Below are 20,849 nucleotides of genomic sequence, written 5' to 3' on the forward strand. Positions count from 1 at the left end.
CTCATTTAATATATTTATTAAGGTTATTATTTTTACACTACATATTATCCATAATTTCATTCCATTGTTTTACAATAATGTCTATACTAAAATCTTGAGCTCTCTTTATAGCCTCTTTTGATATTTTTTTTCTTTTTTCTTCATTTTCAATTAATTCTATCATCATTTGTCCTAATGCATCAATATCCCCACGTGGAACTAAAATTCCATTTTCATTTTGTTTATTTATAATTTCTTTAGGACCAGAATTATCAAATGCCACAACTGGCAATCCACATTCCATTGCTTCTGTTATAACTAACCCAAATCCTTCCCATCTCGATGAAGATACAAGCATAGATGAATTCAAGTAATATTTCTTAATATTATTTGTAGTTGATTGTATCTTAATTTTATTTTCTAAACTTAGATTCTTAATTAATTCTTTTATTTTATCCTTATCTTCTCCATCCCCAACTATATGTAATATCCAATCTTTATGAATTAAGCAAACCTTATAAAATGCCTTTATAAGCAAATCTAATCCCTTTGTTTCTTGCAATAACCTTCCTACCCATATAATATTTTTTTCTTCACAGTTTGATTTCTTATCAGAAGTAAAACTTAGTGGATTATATATTTTATTACTATTTATCATAAAGTTTTTGTCTACAAGCTTTTTATCTTCATCAGTTAACACTATATACTTATCTAATTTTTTTATAAATAATTCAAAAAGTTTATCTTGGTTCCAATTATAATTATATGGTGTATTAAAATATGCATCATATGAACTATGTTGCCATCCAATTGTTTTTGCTTTTAACTTATCTGAAATCATTGCAACTAATAAACTATAATACCCTTGTACTCCTATAACAACATCATAATCTTTCGAATTCAAATGATTTATGAAGTTATCTTGTACTTTCTCAGGATAATAAATATAAGTTAATATATATTTCATTATTTCATTATTAAATAAACCCGTTATAGTATTTATCTTTTTAAATATTTTCCTTATAATCTTGCCAATAATATTTTGAGAAAATAAGTTACCATTTAATTCAATATTCACTTTACGGCTAATGTTATATACATCTCTATTTATGCCAATTTTATTATTTGTACATAATATATCCACTTCATGATCTTCACTTAATTGACTCGCTAACACAGATATAACTCTTTGCACTCCCCCTAAATTAAAAATGCTAGTAGTAATAAAGCAAATTTTCATTATCAATCACCTAATTCCTTTTTATTTATAATTCCACCGTGAAAATCAGTATATTTATCTAATTCATCCTGTTCTATAGTATTAATACTCATTATTTCAAAAATTTCTTTCATAAGACTTTTTTATTTTCTCAAAAAAATTCTATATAGTCTTCTGATTTTTTTCTTGGGTTACAAGTTGAGCGAACCCTTATAATCTATTTTTCCTACTGAATTTATCTTACATTCAACTTCCATTCCTAATAGTTATTTTCTGATTTTGACATTGCCTCTGAACTTAATTTAATATCATTATAGAATATGATTTAATTACTTAAGTACTTTTTATTTTTTTTATGTTTTTGATAGTGCCACCTGATTTTTTCAAACACATAAAAAGGATTTAAATATCTGGCATCAAAAACTTTGATTCCATTTTTTTTAAATTTTACAAAAGTAAGTATAGCTTTTTTAGTCCCCAGCTTATACTTAAAAGCATTTATAATATACACACTCCCTTTGAGTAATAATAAATCAAATTCTTCGGGGGGTAGCTTAAACTTTAAAAATTTATAATAGTCTATATAAACATCTACTCTTGACTCAAAAACATTTCCACTTATATTAGTCGTTAAAGTCCCTCTACTCCTTGTAACACAATAAATAACATCTTTTGAAACGGTAAATTTTTTCATATAATATCCTACTTTGGTTGAAAACATTATATCATTTGAGGCAATGACCTCATCGAAATATATTCTGTTCTTTTTTAAAAATTTAGTTCTAATTAACTTAGACCACGGAACTCCAATGCCATATCTTAAGTGGCACTCTGATTTCTTATTATCGTTATTACAGAACTCTGTCATAACCTTTTTATATGGAACATGTCTATCAGATTTATTTCCAGTATCGATTTCAATACTTGTCGGCATAAACATAACCACATCATAATCTGTATTAAAATATTTACTTACCCTTTGATATAACCCCTCAAGAAAAAAATCATCAGCATCTGCAAATAATACCCACTTGCCTCTCGCTTGAGTTAGTCCTATATTCCTACAAGTCCCAGCACCTTTATTATTGCTTTCATTTTTTAAAAATACGACATGGCTATATTTTTTATTTGTTTTTAACCACTGATATTTGCCTTTGCCACTGCTGCTTTTATCATCTATGACGATTGTTTCGACATTTTCAATTTTAGGTATTGAATCTAGCAACTTTGTTAGTAATTCAAAAGAGTTATAATGTGGAATTATTATTGATAATTCAATCATGTTACACCTCACCGAAATAATCTACTACGTAGATTATCTATACAAATTTAAAAGCCCTTGTCTCGTTTTATTAACAATTCTTTATATAATATACGTACTATGAATGCAGTTTAAACTTAAGTATAACTCTATCTAATAATCTTAAAAATATATTTATATAATACTTTTCTAAATAATTACCTGCAATTTTAATCTTTAAATGTAAAACCTTTAACGTCCATTATTACGAGATACTCTCCTTTTGCTTGTTTCAATCCAACATTTCTACTATCATTATATGGTTTAATTATTTCTAACCTGCTATCTGTAGACCATCATCCACAAATAACAAAGTAAACTATTTACACCCAGGGATAATTACGAGCTAGCCCTTATCTTGTTGCCTTTAGCAAACTCCGTATCCTTTTTATTTTCAATAACATGGATATTGCTAAAAATAAATCATTTTCCTTTTAACTATACTCCTGAATTGTTATACTATAATTAACATAATTTATATTTATTCAGTATAAATTTTACACATTGAGAGTATCCTTTAATGTTAGAAATCAAAGTATACCAAACGAAACATGCATATTTTATTCTCTCCTCATAAGCTTTGTAGTATTTCTGAAATTTGACTAACATTATGTTCTATAGTAAATTTACTATTTCTTTTCTCTCTTCCTCGATTACCAATTTTAGTTCGTAAAGTTTCATCTTTTAATAATTTGACTATTACATTGCTCATTTCAGTACATTCATTAAAATCAACAAGATAACCGTCTACCCCATCTTCTATAATTTCTGTTGGTCCTCCATGGTTAGTTGCAACTACAGGTAACGTTCTATCCATAGCCTCGATAACCACTAATCCAAATGGTTCAGGTTTAATTGATGGCAGAACAAAAATATCAAGTTTACTATAAAAATCATCCATATCATCGACTTGTCCTAATAATTCTATATTTTGAGACATTTTCTTTTTATTAATATATTCTTCTAATTCTGAGCCTAAATATTCTTCCCCTTTGTAGGCACTACCCGCTATTAAAAATTTAACATTTTTATGTTGAGTTAAAACTTTTTCAGCCATATCTATAAACAGTTTCTGACCCTTCCATCTGTTTATTCTTCCAGCCATACCAACAACTAATGTGTTGCTACAATCTTTATACCTGGTCTCTATTTTCTGTTGCTTACTTGCAATAGCATTATATACAACTCTTAGTTTGTTCGATTTTTTAGTAATTGCATTTCCTGTAGCTTTACTATTCGCAACTATTATGTCTGAGAATAAATTAACTATTTTAGAAACAGCAAATCGTTCATATTTATTGCTTATGATTTCTCTAATATGCCAAACATTCTTTATTTTGGATATTCTAGCTGCCACAGCTCCAGGAAATATAACTGCCGTATTTGTGTAAACTATATCTATTTGATTTTCCCTAATTATTCTTCTAATTAGATTTATTGATTCTATTAATTCCTTTGTATATCTAAACATCCCTGTAAAATTAAAATTCTTTCTTCTCAAAACAGCTAATTTACCTTTAACTATTTTAACATCACCTAGTTGATTAATTCGTTCTAATAATGGTCCATCACAAGGTAATATTACACTTATTTTATATTGATTCCTACTTAAATTTGCAACTAAATTATATAAAGACCTATCTGAACCATAAAATTCAGAACTAGAGTGGATAAACAATACATTCTTCATTTTTAATTCCTTTCTTTTAAATATGTTCCAATATCTAATACCATTATTTTCAACATTATACTATAATTCTAAAAACAAAGTTTCATATTCACTTATGATTTTCTCCCAAGTATACTCTTGTAAAATTCTATTTTTAGCTAACTCTCCTAGATTAGTAATGTCAATTTCTTCATATGCATCTAAACCATCTATTAATCCTGCTAGATTTTCATTTTTTTTATTAAAATACAACGCTCCATCCATACCTACTTCTCTATTAAATCCAACATCTAAAAGCAAATTTAATTCCGTTGTTGCTAGTGCTTCTAAAAGTGAAGGATTAGTTCCTCCAACCTCATGACCATGCATATAACCATACGCATTTTCTCTAATCTTTTGCAACAATTGTTGATCATAAACCGTCCCAACGAACTTTATTCTTGAATCCTTGTCAAAATTGGTTTTTTGTTTTAATTGATCATAAAATTTATTCTTTTGAATGTTTGTTATTAAAACAAACTCTTTTTTAGTGTTTGATTTCATAAACTCAGTTATCATAGTTTCATAGTTATTTTCCGGAACAAATCTACCTACAACTAGATAGTATTCTTTCTTAATAACATTTTTTTCTTTATACCACTTACGCAAAGTACTATCATCATCTGATAATTTCGATTTTTCAGTATCAGCTCCATATGCTATAAACGTTGTTTTTGGATTATATTGTTTATAATCTTCTTGTACATATTTTTCAATATTTTTCGAATCACATATTAATAAATCTGCATGTTTAACCATATATTTTTCTGAAACTTTCCAATATCGTCTTATAGCTTTATTCCATTTTGCTCTTTTCCATTCGTGACCATCTGGATTAACAATTAAAGTGCCACCTAATTGTTCTAATTTTTTTTTATAATGTCCCACAAATGGGCCTATTCTACAAGCTAAAATATATATTATACAATTATTTATATTATTTTCTTTTATGTATTTAATACTTTCTTTTAATGCTGCTATATCGTAATAAATTGCTTTTGCTGCACCAATACTAGGTACTTTTACATTAAAGCACCTAGCGCCATTATATTCAAAGTCTTTATCATTATCTGACAAGCAAGAAACATGATATTTTATTTCCTTGCTTTTTTGTCCTTCTGTTAGTTTTTCAACAAAGGTCTCAAATCCACCATATTTTGCTGGTATTCCTTTTGATCCTATAATAAACACATGTTTCATTTTCTAATCTCCTTATGCGTTACCCTATCTTATAGTCGCTGCTACTTCACTTTTAGCAGTTTCAGCTAAGTTTAAAACAGCCTTTCTACCAACAGAATAATATTCTATTGATTCTTTCTCTGCTAAACTAATTTTATAACAATTTCTTCCATCAAATATAACTGGAGTATTCATTAATTTTACATATGTATTTAAATTTAAAGATTTAATTTCATTCCATTCTGTAAATATAAATGCTACATCTGACTCTTTCAAGGTATCTTCTGGAGTTTTTACATATGTGATTTCAGTTGGAAATAGTTTTTTAAAGTTTTCTTCCCCTACTGGATCATATGCCACGATTTCTGCGCCTTCTTCCAATAGTCTTCTTATATTAGGTATAGATGGTGCTTCCCTCAAATCATCTGTTCCAGGTTTAAATGTTAGCCCTAAAACTGCCACTTTCATCCCTTTTAAGCTTCCAAATCTTTGTTTAGCTTTTCTAAATAACTTGTATTTTTGATTTTCATTTACCTCTATTGTTGCCTTTATAGTTTTTAACTCATATTCATTATCATTAGCTAACCAATGAAGTGCCTTTGTGTCTTTTGGAAAACAAGATCCTCCATACCCTAATCCTGCATTTAAGAATTTATCCCCTATTCTTGGGTCATAAGACATACCCTTTGTTACATCCTCTATATCTGCACCAACAATTTCACAAAAATTTGCTATTTCATTTACAAATGATATCTTTAATGCTAAAAAGTCATTTGATGCATACTTTATCATCTCTGCACTTCTTCTATTGGTCACAACTATAGGTTGATTATATCTCTTATACACTTCTTTCAAAGTATCCCTAGCCAGATCTGATTCAACACCTATTACTATTCTATTAGCATACAGTGTATCTTTAACTGCTGTCCCTTGAGCTAAAAACTCTGGATTAGAAGCAACTTCTATGTGAACATCATTTCTCAAATGCTCCTCTAAAAATTCTTCTATTTTATCATTAGTTCCTATTGGAACTGTAGACTTAACAACAACCAAACAATCCTTCTCTACATTTTGCGCTATTTGCTCTGCAACAGCATATACATAATCTAAGTTAGCGGAACCATCCTCTCTTTCTGGGGTACCTACTCCAATAAAGACTACATCTGCCTCTTTATATGACGATTTATAATCAGTCGTAAACTTTAATCTGCCTTCTTCATAATTTTTTTTAAGTAGTTCCTCTAATCCAGGTTCATATATTGGAGATATTCCTTGCTTCATTAATTCTATCTTCTCTTTATTTGTATCAACACATGTTACATTTAGGCCTAAATGTGATAAACACACACCTGTAACTAATCCAACATATCCTGTTCCTGCTACTACAATTTTCATGTTTTTCTCCTCTTTCACACTTATTTTAAAGCTTTATTTTACATTCCTTTAGTGTTTTCGCTAACTTATCTTTATCAGAAAGTAACACTTCATCTATGCCATCCAGTGGCCATTTTATATTAATGTCTAAATCATTCCAAGCAATAGCTCCTTCAAATTCTGGGTGATAAAGTTTAGTACATTTATACACGAACTCTGCTGACTCAGATAATACTAAGAATCCATGAGCAAAACCTTCTGGAACATAAAACTGTTTTTTATTCTCTTCTGTCAATAATGCTGAAACCCATTGGCCATAGGTTTTTGAATTAGCTCTTACATCTACTGCCACATCAAAAACTTCACCTTTTATAACTCGTACAAGTTTTCCTTGTGAATACTGAGTCTGAAAGTGTAACCCTCTAAGAACCCCTTTTTTTGATTTAGACTGGTTATCTTGAACAAAAACCATATCAAGTCCAGCTTCCTTGAATTCTTCATAGTTATAAGTTTCCATAAAATAACCTCTTTGGTCACCGAAAACCATTGGCTCTATATTATACACTCCTTCAATGGAGGTTTTCTCAAATTTAAATTTACCCATGTACATCACCTCCTACTTTTTTAAATACATTTCATTATAATATTTCTGATAATCTCCAGATGTAATATTATTCATCCATGAAGTATTATCCAAATACCATTTTATAGTTTTTTCTATTCCAACTTCAAATGTAGTTTCTGGATACCACCCTAATTCTTCTTTTATTTTAGTCGGATCTATTCCATACCGAATGTCATGACCTTTTCTATCCTCTACATGTTTTATTAAGTTCTCAGTTACTTCACTATCTACATTTTCATTTATATATTTTATAACTGTTTTAACTATCTGCATATTTGTTCTCTCATTATGTCCACCAACGTTATAAATCTCTCCAAGTCTTCCATTATTAATAACCATATCTATTGCTTTGCAATGATCTTCAACGTATAACCAATCTCTCACGTTTAATCCTTCGCCGTACACTGGTAAATCTTTATGATTTAAACAATTGTTAATTAAAAGTGGTATTAGTTTCTCTGGAAATTGGTATGAACCATAGTTATTTGAACATCTAGTTATATTAATTGGCATTTTAAATGTATCCGCGTATGCTTTGACCATTAAATCAGCACCTGTTTTACTTGATGAATATGGACTATGAGGATCTAATGGTGTTGTTTCCATAAAATATCCTGCATCTCCTAGCGATCCGTATACTTCATCTGTGGATACTTGAAGATATTTTTTTCCTTGTATCCAGCCTTCCTTTGTATCCCATGCATTCTTAGCTGCATTTAAAAGATTTACTGTACCTATTATATTAGTCATAGCAAATAGTTCTGGTTCTTTTATACTTCTATCAACATGAGACTCTGCTGCAAAATGCACTACATAATCTATATCATATTTTCCAAATAAATCATTCACTATGTCATTATCACATATATCTCCTTGAATAAATATATAATTTGGGTTGGTTTCAATACTTTTTAAACTTTCTAGGTTTCCCGCGTATGTAAGTTTATCTAAATTTATTATTTTTATATTTGAGTATTTATTCAACATATATATTACAAAATTTGAACCGATAAATCCAGCTCCACCAGTAACTAAATAAGTCTTCATCTCTTTATTCCCCTTCCAATGTTGCTGCAACTTGTTTCGATGACATACTATCTTTTTCTGAATCAATTATATTATATAAATATTGTCCATATTCAGTTTTCATAAGTGGCTCTGCTAGTTCCTTCAATTGTTCTGCATTAATATATCCTTTTCTATAAGCGATTTCTTCAATACATGCTACATATTGGCCTTGTCTTGTTTGAATAGCTTCAACAAAATTTGCTGCATCTAATAATGATCTATGTGTCCCTGTGTCAAGCCAAGCCATTCCTCTTCCGAATAACTCCACCTTTAATTTTCCTCTTTTTAAATACTCATTATTTACAGCTGTTATTTCAATTTCACCTCTTGCCGATGGCTTAACACCCTTAGCTATTTCCACTACATCATTGTCGTAGAAATACAGTCCTGGCACAGCATAATTCGACTTTGGATTCTGTGGTTTTTCTTCTATAGATATAACATTATTGTTTTCATCGAATTCAACTACTCCAAATTCCTTTGAATTACTTACGTGGTATCCAAATATAGTAGCTTCTTCTCTTTCAACAGCTTTTCTAAGTCTTTCTGAAAAACCATATCCATAGAATATATTATCCCCAAGTACTAAAGCTACTTTATCAGTTCCTATAAACCCTTCTCCTATTATAAACGCTTCTGCAAGTCCTCTTGGCTCTTTTTGAATCGCATATTGTATATTAATCCCTATTTGACTTCCATCGCCTAATAGCTCTTCAAAACCTGCAGTATCTCTTGGCGTTGATATTATTAATATATCCTTAATCCCCGCAAGCATCAAAACTGATAATGGATAGTATATCATCGGTTTATCATATACAGGCAATATCTGTTTTGATACTGATTTAGTTACAGGATACAGTCTTGTTCCTGATCCGCCAGCTAAAATAATACCTTTCATATTGTTCATTCCCCTTACTTAATCTTTATTTTTAATTACTAATTCTTTAATTACCTTGCCCCCTCATCTCCAAACAATACTCCCACCGTTTTGAAGATAAGACTTATATCTATCCATGTATTTCTTTCTTCTATATATTCAACATCCATTTCCATCCACTCTTCAAAGCTAATATCACTTCTACCCCTAACCTGCCAATAGCAGGTTAACCCTGGTTTTGCAATTAACCTTAGTTTTTGGAAAGATGTAAACTGTGTTACTTCTTTTGGCAGGCTTGGTCTTGGTCCCACAAGTGACATGTCTCCCTTTAATATATTAAATAGCTGAGGTAACTCATCTATACTTGTCTTTCTTATAAAGCTTCCTATTTTAGTTACTCTTGGATCTTCTTTCATCTTAAACATAGGTCCTGACATTTCATTTTTTGTTTTAAGTTTGTCCAAAAGACATTCTGCATCCATGCACATAGACCTAAACTTATACATTTTAAATTGCGTACCATCTTGTCCAACTCTACTCTGACCGAAAAAAACAGGTCCCTTTGAATCGAGCTTTATCCAAATCCCAACAATAATCATCACCGGGCTTAGAATTATTACCCCACATAAAGCACCTATAATATCAATTATTCTTTTAATTACAAAATATCCTATGTTTTTGTCATACTCGCGGACAATCTCCGCCTGTGTAACTTTTGAATTTCTTTCTAATTCTTGCATTTATGTTACCACCCCCATTTTATTTCCCCAAAACTTCTATCTCGACCAAATAACAAACAAATTGTCAATTAGAATTCTTCCAATTTCTACAAAATGTACCGTGTCTTATTTTATAACCTTATAAGTTTTATGTCAAATTTTAAACTCGCTACTTCATTGATTTATTATTCGCATACTCCCAAACACATCAAATCATTACTTATTTTACAGTTTTTGAAAAATATAATTATCTTTAAAGTGTTGTATATCAATGGTTTTCCATTCTACATCTATCGACTGAATGCGTTATTTTATAACCCTTTCACTTTATATATTGTAAAAAAACGGTCAATTTATTAGCATTTCTTTTATATGATTAAATCCCCCATTAACATACAATTTAATACATTTAAATCTAATTTAACCACTTAATTGATTGTACCATAAAATTCACACTACTGATACTAATGAAATTAAAGTAGCATAGTAAAAAAGGTAATACATTTAAAATAAGGTTTTAAAGAAACTTAAAAAATATATTTAAGAAACCTATAGAAAACAATTAGAAAAAGCATATATATTATCTATAGCGGTGAGGGAGGTAATGTACCATGTATGATACATTAGTTAAACTGGTTAATACAGTTGGCTTCCCTATAGGTGTGAGCATATATTTATTGGTTAGATTTGAGAAGAAAATTGAGGATCTCAATAAATCTATATCTAATTTAACTATAGTTATATCCACCGTTATAGGAAAATACGAAAAATAAGGGTACCAGATTGGTATTCTTATTTTTTTGTTTCTTCTACTCTAAAATTTCTCCCTGTTCATAACAAACTTTAAGATATTGTGGTGTCATATAATAGATTGCCATATAAATTTTTCAAAACTCCGCACAAAATTTCAGAGCAGCATATATACTTAGTGAAAGCAAAATAAAAGTAAGGAGTGATCAACATGGCAGTTGTATCTACAAAAGTATCAAGCGCACTAAAACTCACTATGAAAGTGGGGGTTGATATCGATGGCAATGACAAATTCGCAACAAAAACACTAGGTAATTTAAAAGTTACTGCAGAGGATGACGACATTTTTGCAATAGGAAAAGCTATATCTAACATTAAAACTTATCCATTATTTACACTAGACAGACAAGACCAATTTAGCTTAGTTATGGAATAGTTTTTCAATTTAAAATTTAGAGTTAAATTAAACTAAATAATTAGAAGGAGGAAAAGGCATATGCATAAATTAGTTATGAGATTTTTAACATCAATAGAAGGTAAATATTTTACTTTAACCGTAGATGACATTAAAGCTGACGAAGAGGGAGTGCCAACTATAAAAGAAGCTGAGGTAAATGCTCTTATGGAATTAGTTATTGCAAAGAACATTTTTGCATCAGCGAGTGGCAGCTTAACAGGCAAGAAAGATGCTAAAGTAGTTACTACTGATACTAATGAAATTGAAGTAGCTTAGAAAGATAGTTTCTCGCACTAAACTGGTATCTATAGAACAGACACTTTGAAAAAAGTGCTTGTTCTATAGGTGCTTTTTTGCATGTTTTATATGAATCTATTGTTCCATACTATAAAAGAACTTCATTGAGTGTTTTTCTTAATCGAATATCTAGCATATATCTTATAATATGCTAGATAAAAAAATCCCAAGCCTATTAAAGAACCTCCGAAGTCTATTAACACATCGCTTACTGATGAGCCCCTACCTAGAACAAACATTTGATGGTATTCATCAGTTACTGCATAAAATAAACATATAAACATTATACAAAATAAAGCATCCCGTCCTTTAAGTCCAAATAAAAATAAAAAATTTGCAACAAACACTGCTAATATACCATACTCAATTGCATGTGCATTTTTTCTAATAAGTATATTTATTTTTTTATCTCTTGAACTTTTAGGTAACACACTGGATTTCGCCTTAGTTAAATTCTTTTTACCATCTAAATCATTCTTATTGTTTCTTATAGATTGAACAATCTCATAACTTCGCAAATTTGATAATGAACTAGGTTTAGAAGAATTATAAAATATTAATCCCATCCATAATAAGCATAATACAATACTTAGTTTTCTCAATATATCACCATCCAATATTCCAATAAAGTTATTATATCATATTTTAATATAATCTTTCTAAAAACTCTTCCGACTTAACTCCTAATCCAAATCTATAAAGTATCGCTGCCACTATTCTCTCTGATGCTCTTCCATCTCCATATGGATTAATAGCTTTAGCCATTTTTTGATATTCTGCTTTATTTACAATTAACTCATTGGCCATATTATAGATATCATCTTCAATAATTCCGGCTAATTTAACAGTACCAGCTTCAGAAGCCTCTGGTCTTTCGGTCTCTGTCCTTAAAACTAATACTGGTTTCCCTAAAGCTGGAGCTTCTTCTTGTAAACCTCCTGAGTCCGTCATAACCATATAGCTTCTATCTATCAAGTTATGCATGTCTTGAACATCAATTGGATCAATCAAATAAATTCTCTCCTTATTTCCAATAATCGAATTAACAGTTTCTCTAACTGCTGGATTCAAATGAACAGGATAAATAAATGATACATCTCTATGATCTTCAGCTAATCTTTTGATAGCATTGCAGATATTTTCTAAAGGTTCTCCGAGATTTTCTCGTCTATGAGCCGTAACAACAATATATTTACTTGAATTAAAATCAATTTTTTTAAGTATTCTATTTTTAAATTTATAGTCTTTTCTTACAGTATGTTTGATTGCATCAATAACAGTATTGCCTGTTAAATAAATATCCTTATTAATGCCTTCGCTTAACAGATTTAACTTATTTGTTTTTGTAGGTGCAAAATGCATCTCAGCTATACTCCCAGTTAGTTTTCTATTCATTTCCTCTGGAAATGGTGAATACTTATCAAAAGTTCTAAGTCCAGCTTCAACATGACCTACAGGCACTTTGTTATAAAATGCTGCTAATGCTCCTGCAAAAGTTGTTGAAGTGTCACCATGAACCAGAACAATTTCTGGTTTAAGTTCTAGGATAACTTCATTTAATCCATTAAGCGCATCGCTGGTTATTGTAGTTAACGTTTGCCTTTGTTTCATAATATCTAAGTCATAATCTGGTTTTATATCAAATATTTCCAACACTTGATCAAGCATCTCTCTATGCTGAGCTGTCACACACACGTAGCTTTCTATTTCAGAGTATCTTTCTAATTCTTTAACCAGCGGTGCCATCTTGACAGCTTCTGGTCTCGTCCCAAATATACTTAATATTTTGATTTTATTCAAGAACATCACCACATCTTTCTATAATTTATAAGCATTATCAAAAACACAAATATTTTTAGTATCAAGAACTAACTTATTCTTGATTAATTTCATATTATCCACAATATGATTATGAGCTACCATAATAACTAATATTTCTATTTCATTAATAAAATCTTCAAAGTCCATAAACTGATGATCAACAATTCGAGTTTTAACAAATGGATCAAATACTTTTATACCGAATGCTAAATGCTCATCCATTTTTTCTAAAAGTTGTAATGTTGGACTCTCTCTTGTATCATCAACATTTTCTTTATATGTCAATCCATATAGACCAACTTTTGAAATATCCTTAATACCATATTCTCTCATTATGTCTCTAATTCTACCTAACACATGAGTTGGCATAGAATCATTAATCTTTCTTGCAGATAGAATTAAGTTTGTTAAATCAGGATAGTCACCCACTAAGAACCATGGGTCAACTGATATGCAGTGACCACCTACACCCGGTCCTGGTTGTAAAATGTTTACCCTTGGGTGCATGTTGGCAGTTTTAATGATTTCATAAACATCCATATTGTCTACTCTGCAAATTTTAGTAAGTTCATTTGCGAAGGCAATATTTATATCACGATACGTATTTTCAACAACCTTGGACATCTCAGCCGTTCTGATGTCTGTAACTATTATTTCGGATTTACAAAAACTAGAATATAATAATTTTATTTTTTCACCGATTTCCTTAGTATCAGCACCAATTGTTCTTGAATTAAATTCAAGTTCATGAATCATGTTTCCAGGTATAATTCTTTCAGGAGCATGAACTAAGTGAACATCTTTTCCGATTACAAGTCTTCTCTTTTCAATTTCAGGACGAACATACTTATCAATTGATCTCGGCGATATCGTAGACTCAATAATTATTATCGAACCTTTTTCACAAACATCTAACACATTATTTACTGCTGAAATAACATATTTAGGGTCAATCTTTTTACTTTCTTTGATGTATGGTGTAGCAACAGCAATTATATAAGTATCTGTTTTGATATATTCAGTGGTAAACTTGATGCCATTTATTAATGCGTCATCAAATAACTGACCTAAGCCCTTTTCTTCAAAAGTAAGTCTCCCTTCACTTAAAGTTTTTACTAACTCTTTATTATAATCTGTCCCTATTATGTTCACCCCATTTTTAGCAAACATTAAAGCTGTTGGTAATCCTATATAGCCTAATCCAATTATATTAATTTTTGACATGATTGTCACTCTCCTTACTCAATTTATACATAACAATAATCATATTACTATGCATAATCATATATAGTAATGAAATTAATAGTAAAAACTGCTCGATTGGTAAGTTTCTAAAATAGGAAATTAAATATACAGCAAATTCTCCCACAAGCAATATACTTTGTAAAATCAACTCAATATGTTGCTTATTTGATACAATAAAACTTGTTGTGAGTGATTCTGCAATAAGCCTTAAACAAAACATTGGTGCAAGTAATCTCACATACTTCCCGGCTGTTTCCCACTCCGTCCCAAAAAACAAAGAAAATATCGAAGGCGCTAATATAGCCATCAGCATAATCATAGGAATAATAATGATTGATAACACTATTATTGTTTTTCTGAATGTTCTTTTATAATTTCCACATTCCATTATTTCTTTAACTGAGCTATCGAAAAATACCCTTGCGATATTAGCACTAATTACAGAAAAGGGGATACCCAAAACACGATATGATAATGAATATAATCCTAACTGTTCTGTAGAATAAACACTTTTAATAAAAAGATTAATGCTAGAATATATTGAAGTAGTTATTAATGCAGAAGATGCATTGTAGATAGGTTGTTTTCTATGTTTTAAAAAAGATTTTTTAATTGCCTCAAAATCAATTTTTTTAAATTCGCCCATTTTCTTTCGAATATCTTTTGACTGACGGCCTAAACCGACAAATGAACTTACTATTTGAGAACAGATTAAACCCGGTATTCCAACATTAAACAAACCACTTATAACCAGCAAGGTATTGTTAACTCCTGATTTAATCACCGTAACTGATGAAATCAATTTATATAATGAATTCTTGTTGTTGTGCGCAAGTAGAATATTATTTAATCCATATGCTGCTAGCAAAACAGTTATTGCGCAAATACACATCCACAATGAAAAACCAGAATAGTCACTTCCCATAAAAACCATTCCATAAACAATTCCAATGATTACGCTTAATGGTATAAAAAGAAATAGACATAGTTTCATAACAGAATAAGTATCTTTTTCAGTTTTTGCTACAACAATGGCCATATCATATTTCAAACAGATAACAGGCCCAAACAATGATACAGCAGTTGCTACCACTGTATAGGCTCCCAACTGTTGCGGTGTAAACAGCCTAGTTGTAATTGGAGATACAATTATAGAAATAACTTGCGCTATTAAAGATCCACTTGCCAACATAGAAAAAGATAGTAAAAATTTATTCGCTTTAAATCTATTCCAAAGCTTTTTCATTTTAAGTAATAACCTCACTATTAATAATTTTCAGTATTTCACAGGCTATTTTTGAGTTATGCTTGTCAACAGAGATACTTGAAACATAAGATTCAACCCGTTCTTTATAATCACCCATATTATTGCTTACTTTAACAATCCCTTTATAAAAACAATCATCAGACTCTCCTATACCGTACTTTGCACAAAAATCCTTTAGCGGTAAGTTTTCAGTCGTTACAATTGGCAGCCCTTCAGCTAGATATTCATATACTTTTCCTGAAGCACAATACTTGTTATTCAAGTCGTTTTTATGATAGCTGACTATACCAATATCGCATCTTTGAACAATATATCTTAGTTCTGGTAAAGGGACTTTACTGATTAACATTACATTAGTCAGATTATTTGTATCAATAATGTATTGTATAATTCGCTTATCTTCATCAGTTCCATCTCCAATAATATATAATCCATAATCGTTTGGAAGTTTTGTCATAGCAGAAACAAGTTTATCTGTAGTTCTCAAAACTGATGTTCCTCCAGTACTTACGATATTTACTTTATATTTAAAGCAATTACTATATTTTTCATCTAATGCTTTTTTATCATACTGTCCTGTTAGAAATCTAATATTTTCAAAGACTAGTGGAAATGTTTTTAATTTATATTGTTCAAACATAATTTTCGACCGATAATCATTAGCACATAATACCACATCAGATTTCTTCATTAGAACAGTCTCAAATTTACAAAATAGTCTGCCAGATATGTTTTTTATATCTTTATAAAAATAGAGTTCTCGAACATCTTGCACTATAAATTTTGGTTTAAACAGTTTTCTAATTATTAAAGCAGGTATAGATGCAAAAAGGTTATCGGAAAATAAAATATCAATATTTTCAATTTCCTTTGCAGATTTCAAACAAGTGAATAGAAAAGAAATATACAAGCGCAAACTCAAATATTTTGATTTATTTATATTCACTATGTTTTCTTTAACATTACTACACTTACTATTACCACAGCATACTAATGTAACGTCACCTATTTTTTTTGCCACATTATATATTTCTGTGAGTCGACCATCATACTCTTTTATTCCATATGAAATTAATAATATATTCATTTATTAAATCCCCCAATAGTCTTTATGCACTTTGAGCATTCGCCTCTAATTGTTAACGCTATTCGATTAGAATTATTCTTAAATAACTTTGCTACAAAGTATATTAAACCTGCAGTAAAAAGCATAATGGTAGAGAGGCTAATTAGAGGCGGTGTGTTAGCATAAATATTAGTAACAAATCTAATTAAAATATATCCAACGATATAAGTCATTTCATATGAATTTGTTTTATTAAAATATTTTTCTAATTTAATTGAAATAAATATATTTAAGCATGCAATTATTGGTGAAAATAACGCTCCAAAATAAATATAGCCATAACCTAAGCCAGAGATAACATGACCATTCGCTTTACTTACTCCATAAATAAATGTGTTAAAGTACTCTGTTGTCATCATCATTTTGTTTTTCAATAAAAAACTAACACCAAATATTGAACGCCCAAAATCATAAAACATATTCATTATATTTAAATCCGTTACCTTTTTTAATTCAATTGTGACTGCTAGGTTTTGTGTTCCAAAGAAATAAGCTTGCAAGTTTTTAGAGATAAATTCTAAATCTACATTATTTGCATTCAGTGCAGCTGTATATGAACCATAATAAGCTGCAGAAAATTGTTTATATATAGTCATAACAAAAGCAACTGATATTGCAGTTATTACTATATAAGTAATTATTCTCTTTCTATATTTTTTGAAAGCTCTAGTCAAAATAAATATTACTACTAAACAAGTATATAATTGTTCAGATCTTCTACCTCCGATAATAATCCCCACATTAATAATTCCAACAATTATTGCATAATAGACATACCGTTTTTTTCCTTTTGATTCATATCTATTTTTACAGTAACTTACACTCCAAACAAAAAAGAATATCACACCGCTTTTTATAATATATCTTAATAAAAGCATGGGAGTGCTTGTAATATCAGCAAATGCTTCCGTTTTTTCAGTCGAAATGAAGAACAATTTGATTATATTCAAGTTTCGACCAATTAATAAATACAAACTTAAAGCTATGAATATGAATATTAGATAAATATATTTATTTCCCTTTAATTTGAGTTCATCATTTGGTCTTAATGGAACTTTATTAGATAACACCATAACCCATAAGAAAAAGCTACTAATAATTAGCTCATACGGCACGAGCCATATAGCTAATTCAATGGACCCAGTAAAAGTTTTCATATATGAAATACCATTATATACACCCGATAAAGAACTCACAATTGGTATTAATACACATCTTATCCATGATAACAATATCGTAAAATAAACTGTTATTTTAAATTTTTTATATCTAATTAAATTTGAAAAAATCAAAATAAATACAATTAGGAACGTTAGTGGATGTATCCACAATAATTGATATCCATCAGCAACTGAGTTTTTGGGTAATATATAAATAAGAACTCCACTTATAGAGCTTATAATAATTGTAAAATTTATTAGAATTTTTTTCATTTTAATCTTCCTCTATGAAAAGCTTATTCATTAATAAATCTAGCTTTTTATGACCTTTTAATATAACTTTTTTGAACTCTTCACAGTTCTCATGAATTTCGTCTTGATTTAGCTTACGATACCAATTATACAAATTATCACCTAAATTATTAAAGCCATCTTTTTCTATAGCATACCCAAAACCATATTTACATGATATTTCTTCCATATATGTGTTTTTGAATACTAAAATAGGAACATTAAGATAAGTTGCATAATACAATTTAATGGATAATGCAGTATCCAAATTAACCTCTCCTACTCCATATAAATTGTAAATAATATCTGCATCTTGAATTAATCCAGCTGTCTCATAAGGTTCAAATCTTCCAGAACAAAATACATTATTTATTTTTTTTTCTTTAGCATAATTTACAATAAGTTCAGAACCTTCTCCATAAAAATTAAGTTTAAATCTACTATCATTGCCCAGGTAATCAATCAATCTATAGCAATTATCATATAAACTCATATATCCAATATAAGTAATATTGATTGGACCTTCCGCGTCTTTTAATTTTGTATGAGGAGTAGAATCAGCCAAGACTTTCATATTCATGCTATGTATTATTACATAGTCGAACTCAGGTAAATATCTTTTAAATCCTTCGGATGACAAAGTAGAAAACGCTGATGAATATACTGCACTTTTTAGTTTAAACTTTACTATTGGATTATCTTGAAAGTAGATATCTCTAATATTTAAACAATATTTTTTATTAAAATGCTTTTTTAAAATATTTGAAAACATAAATGCCGTAAATATATTCCAGGATATAATAAAGTCATATTTGTTTTCCAATAATATCTCTTTTGCAAATTTTTTAAAACCCCAATAACTAATTAATTTTCTAAAAAAGGACCATTTTCGCTCTATATTTAAATCATATTTGTATACATTTGTTGCGTTATTATTTTCTTCAGCATTATACTTATCAATATAGATTAAATCATAGGGTATATTGTTTTTATCTAAAAATTCAGTATACAAACTAACTAATGTCATATGTTTTAAATTTACTGTACTCAAAATGCATATCTTTTTCATGTATATGTTCCTCCATATAATATTTATATATATATTTTTGTAAGATTTAAGTCTTCACCTAATTTCTCTAATATCAGTATTTAAAATTTTTCAGTAATCTTTCCTGAAAATAACTCAATAAATTTAAGGGTATTCGTATTTCTCCCATAATACTTCTTCCCAAATTCATGTCCAATTTCAGCCAAACTTTCACGCTTTTCTTTATTTTTATATAAATCAAAAATTGCATCTGCCACTGCTTTAGGATCATCGTTTGGAGCTGAGATCCCCATTTCATTTTCATTGAACATCTTATAATAATCAGAGTCATCATCCACCGAATTCACAATAGTCCTGCTACATGCCATAAGCAATCCAGCCTTACTTGGCACAGAGTTTCCAATGATTCCTTTCTTCAAAGGAATTAAGCAAATCGAGCAGGTGCTATAGACATCTGAAACCATATCCTGTGGTTCGAGTGGATAAAAAACTATATTATCTAACCCACGTTTTTCTTTTTCTCCTATAAAAGCAGCCCTCTTACTACCTTGGCCTATCATCTGAAACTCTATATCTTTGTAACCTTTCAGTAACTCCGCAACATTTAAAACCATTTTGTAATCAAATACATATCCCATTGTTCCTGCATATTGTACATAAAACTTATTCTTTTGAAGATTATATTTCTTAACAAAACGATTATCTTCCCATAGAACTTCATGTACTGTTCGATCATCAAACCAGTTTACTATTGAAAAAATTTTCTTAGGTGGAACCCCCTGCTCCACCACTTTCATTTTCATGTCTTCAGAAATAACTGTTAATATATCACTATTTTTGTATGCTACTTTTTGAATTTTATAAAATACCCATTTAATAAATCCATTGTTTATAACCCCACTACTAACAGCACTACCTGGAAACATGTCTTGCACACTATATAATATAGGTTTTCTCATAAATAATTTCAAAAGAACAATTGAAAACACTACTGTGGGGCAAGACTGAACAAAGACTGCATCAATATCTTTCATCTTTATCCATATTTTAAAACATTTGAAAGCATATAAAGCCTCCTCAAAATACCTATGAATAAAAGAATTTTTATTAATTATCTTCCTGTTAATAACAGTCATCTCAAGATTACGTTTATTTTTCAATGTATCGGGTATTTCACTATTGATTTTTTTTCTTCTACTCTGTATTAAATGAATACTAAATCCACTATCGAGTAAGTCTTCTATTAATGAACTAACTAAATGGTTAGATGGACCTGGTGTGTCAAATCCTTCCGCACATATAAACAATATCTTTTTCATCGCTTCCCCCTTTTAGCTAG

Annotated in this window: 20 protein-coding genes; 3 read left to right on the forward strand and 17 right to left on the reverse strand. The window is 29.5% G+C overall.

Annotated features, from left to right (window positions below):
• Positions 1-37: 37 nt before the first annotated feature.
• The 9 genes from ACWJKS_RS16225 to ACWJKS_RS16265 form a co-directional block, all read right to left on the reverse strand.
• The gene (locus ACWJKS_RS16225; protein ID WP_462960001.1) at positions 38-1,174 is read right to left on the reverse strand and encodes a glycosyltransferase family 4 protein; all 1,137 of its coding nucleotides are present in this window, start codon (positions 1,172-1,174) and stop codon (positions 38-40) included.
• Between the two features lie 349 nt (positions 1,175-1,523).
• Positions 1,524-2,480, reverse strand: a complete 957-nt coding sequence (locus ACWJKS_RS16230; protein WP_462960002.1) for a glycosyltransferase family 2 protein — start codon at positions 2,478-2,480, stop codon at positions 1,524-1,526.
• Between the two features lie 589 nt (positions 2,481-3,069).
• Positions 3,070-4,188 (reverse strand): glycosyltransferase family 4 protein, encoded by a 1,119-nt coding sequence (locus ACWJKS_RS16235; protein WP_462960003.1) that lies wholly within the window; start codon positions 4,186-4,188, stop codon positions 3,070-3,072.
• 60 nt (positions 4,189-4,248) lie between these two features.
• Positions 4,249-5,406: a beta 1-4 rhamnosyltransferase Cps2T gene (gene cps2T, locus ACWJKS_RS16240; protein ID WP_462960004.1), complete on the reverse strand. Its 1,158-nt coding sequence runs from the start codon at positions 5,404-5,406 to the stop codon at positions 4,249-4,251.
• A 24-nt stretch (positions 5,407-5,430) separates the two neighbouring features.
• Entirely contained in the window at positions 5,431-6,780 is a 1,350-nt protein-coding gene (locus tag ACWJKS_RS16245; RefSeq protein WP_462960005.1) for a UDP-glucose dehydrogenase family protein, read from the reverse strand.
• A gap of 25 nt (positions 6,781-6,805) precedes the next feature.
• The gene (gene rfbC / locus ACWJKS_RS16250; RefSeq protein ID WP_462960006.1) at positions 6,806-7,363 is read right to left on the reverse strand and encodes a dTDP-4-dehydrorhamnose 3,5-epimerase; all 558 of its coding nucleotides are present in this window, start codon (positions 7,361-7,363) and stop codon (positions 6,806-6,808) included.
• A gap of 12 nt (positions 7,364-7,375) precedes the next feature.
• On the reverse strand, positions 7,376-8,431 hold the full coding sequence (rfbB, locus tag ACWJKS_RS16255) for a dTDP-glucose 4,6-dehydratase (protein ID WP_462960007.1): 1,056 nt from the start codon (positions 8,429-8,431) through the stop codon (positions 7,376-7,378).
• Positions 8,432-8,435: 4 nt separating this feature from the next.
• Positions 8,436-9,350 (reverse strand): glucose-1-phosphate thymidylyltransferase RfbA, encoded by a 915-nt coding sequence (gene rfbA, locus ACWJKS_RS16260; RefSeq protein ID WP_462960008.1) that lies wholly within the window; start codon positions 9,348-9,350, stop codon positions 8,436-8,438.
• A gap of 50 nt (positions 9,351-9,400) precedes the next feature.
• A complete protein-coding gene (locus tag ACWJKS_RS16265; RefSeq protein WP_462960009.1) occupies positions 9,401-10,069 on the reverse strand; it encodes a sugar transferase in 669 nt (222 codons plus the stop codon).
• Positions 10,070-10,659: 590 nt separating this feature from the next.
• Between ACWJKS_RS16265 and ACWJKS_RS16270 the strand changes: the two genes are divergently transcribed.
• From ACWJKS_RS16270 to ACWJKS_RS16280, 3 genes are all read left to right on the forward strand, one after another.
• Entirely contained in the window at positions 10,660-10,821 is a 162-nt protein-coding gene (locus ACWJKS_RS16270) for a YvrJ family protein (protein ID WP_462960010.1), read from the forward strand.
• Positions 10,822-11,009: 188 nt separating this feature from the next.
• A complete protein-coding gene (locus ACWJKS_RS16275; RefSeq protein WP_462960011.1) occupies positions 11,010-11,234 on the forward strand; it encodes a DUF1659 domain-containing protein in 225 nt (74 codons plus the stop codon).
• Positions 11,235-11,294: 60 nt separating this feature from the next.
• On the forward strand, positions 11,295-11,531 hold the full coding sequence (locus tag ACWJKS_RS16280) for a DUF2922 domain-containing protein (RefSeq protein ID WP_220286371.1): 237 nt from the start codon (positions 11,295-11,297) through the stop codon (positions 11,529-11,531).
• A gap of 122 nt (positions 11,532-11,653) precedes the next feature.
• Here the strand turns inward: ACWJKS_RS16280 and ACWJKS_RS16285 are convergent, their stop codons facing one another.
• From ACWJKS_RS16285 to ACWJKS_RS16320, 8 genes are all read right to left on the reverse strand, one after another.
• On the reverse strand, positions 11,654-12,154 hold the full coding sequence (locus tag ACWJKS_RS16285; protein WP_462960012.1) for a VanZ family protein: 501 nt from the start codon (positions 12,152-12,154) through the stop codon (positions 11,654-11,656).
• Between the two features lie 43 nt (positions 12,155-12,197).
• On the reverse strand, positions 12,198-13,352 hold the full coding sequence (gene wecB, locus ACWJKS_RS16290; protein ID WP_462960013.1) for a non-hydrolyzing UDP-N-acetylglucosamine 2-epimerase: 1,155 nt from the start codon (positions 13,350-13,352) through the stop codon (positions 12,198-12,200).
• 18 nt (positions 13,353-13,370) lie between these two features.
• A complete protein-coding gene (locus ACWJKS_RS16295) occupies positions 13,371-14,597 on the reverse strand; it encodes a nucleotide sugar dehydrogenase (RefSeq protein WP_462960014.1) in 1,227 nt (408 codons plus the stop codon).
• Entirely contained in the window at positions 14,584-15,864 is a 1,281-nt protein-coding gene (locus tag ACWJKS_RS16300; protein WP_462960015.1) for a lipopolysaccharide biosynthesis protein, read from the reverse strand. Before ACWJKS_RS16300 ends, ACWJKS_RS16295 begins: the two co-directional genes overlap by 14 nt.
• Position 15,865: 1 nt before the next feature.
• The gene (locus ACWJKS_RS16305) at positions 15,866-16,972 is read right to left on the reverse strand and encodes a glycosyltransferase family protein (RefSeq protein ID WP_462960016.1); all 1,107 of its coding nucleotides are present in this window, start codon (positions 16,970-16,972) and stop codon (positions 15,866-15,868) included.
• A complete protein-coding gene (locus ACWJKS_RS16310) occupies positions 16,969-18,444 on the reverse strand; it encodes a hypothetical protein (RefSeq protein ID WP_462960017.1) in 1,476 nt (491 codons plus the stop codon). Before ACWJKS_RS16310 ends, ACWJKS_RS16305 begins: the two co-directional genes overlap by 4 nt.
• A gap of 1 nt (position 18,445) precedes the next feature.
• Complete coding sequence (locus ACWJKS_RS16315) at positions 18,446-19,531, reverse strand: glycosyltransferase family protein (protein ID WP_216303887.1); 1,086 nt, start codon at positions 19,529-19,531, stop codon at positions 18,446-18,448.
• A gap of 80 nt (positions 19,532-19,611) precedes the next feature.
• Positions 19,612-20,829, reverse strand: coding sequence for a glycosyltransferase family 4 protein (locus ACWJKS_RS16320; protein WP_462960018.1), 1,218 nt, complete (start codon positions 20,827-20,829; stop codon positions 19,612-19,614).
• Positions 20,830-20,849: the final 20 nt, after the last annotated feature.

This window comes from Clostridium sp. CM038, assembly GCF_055081105.1.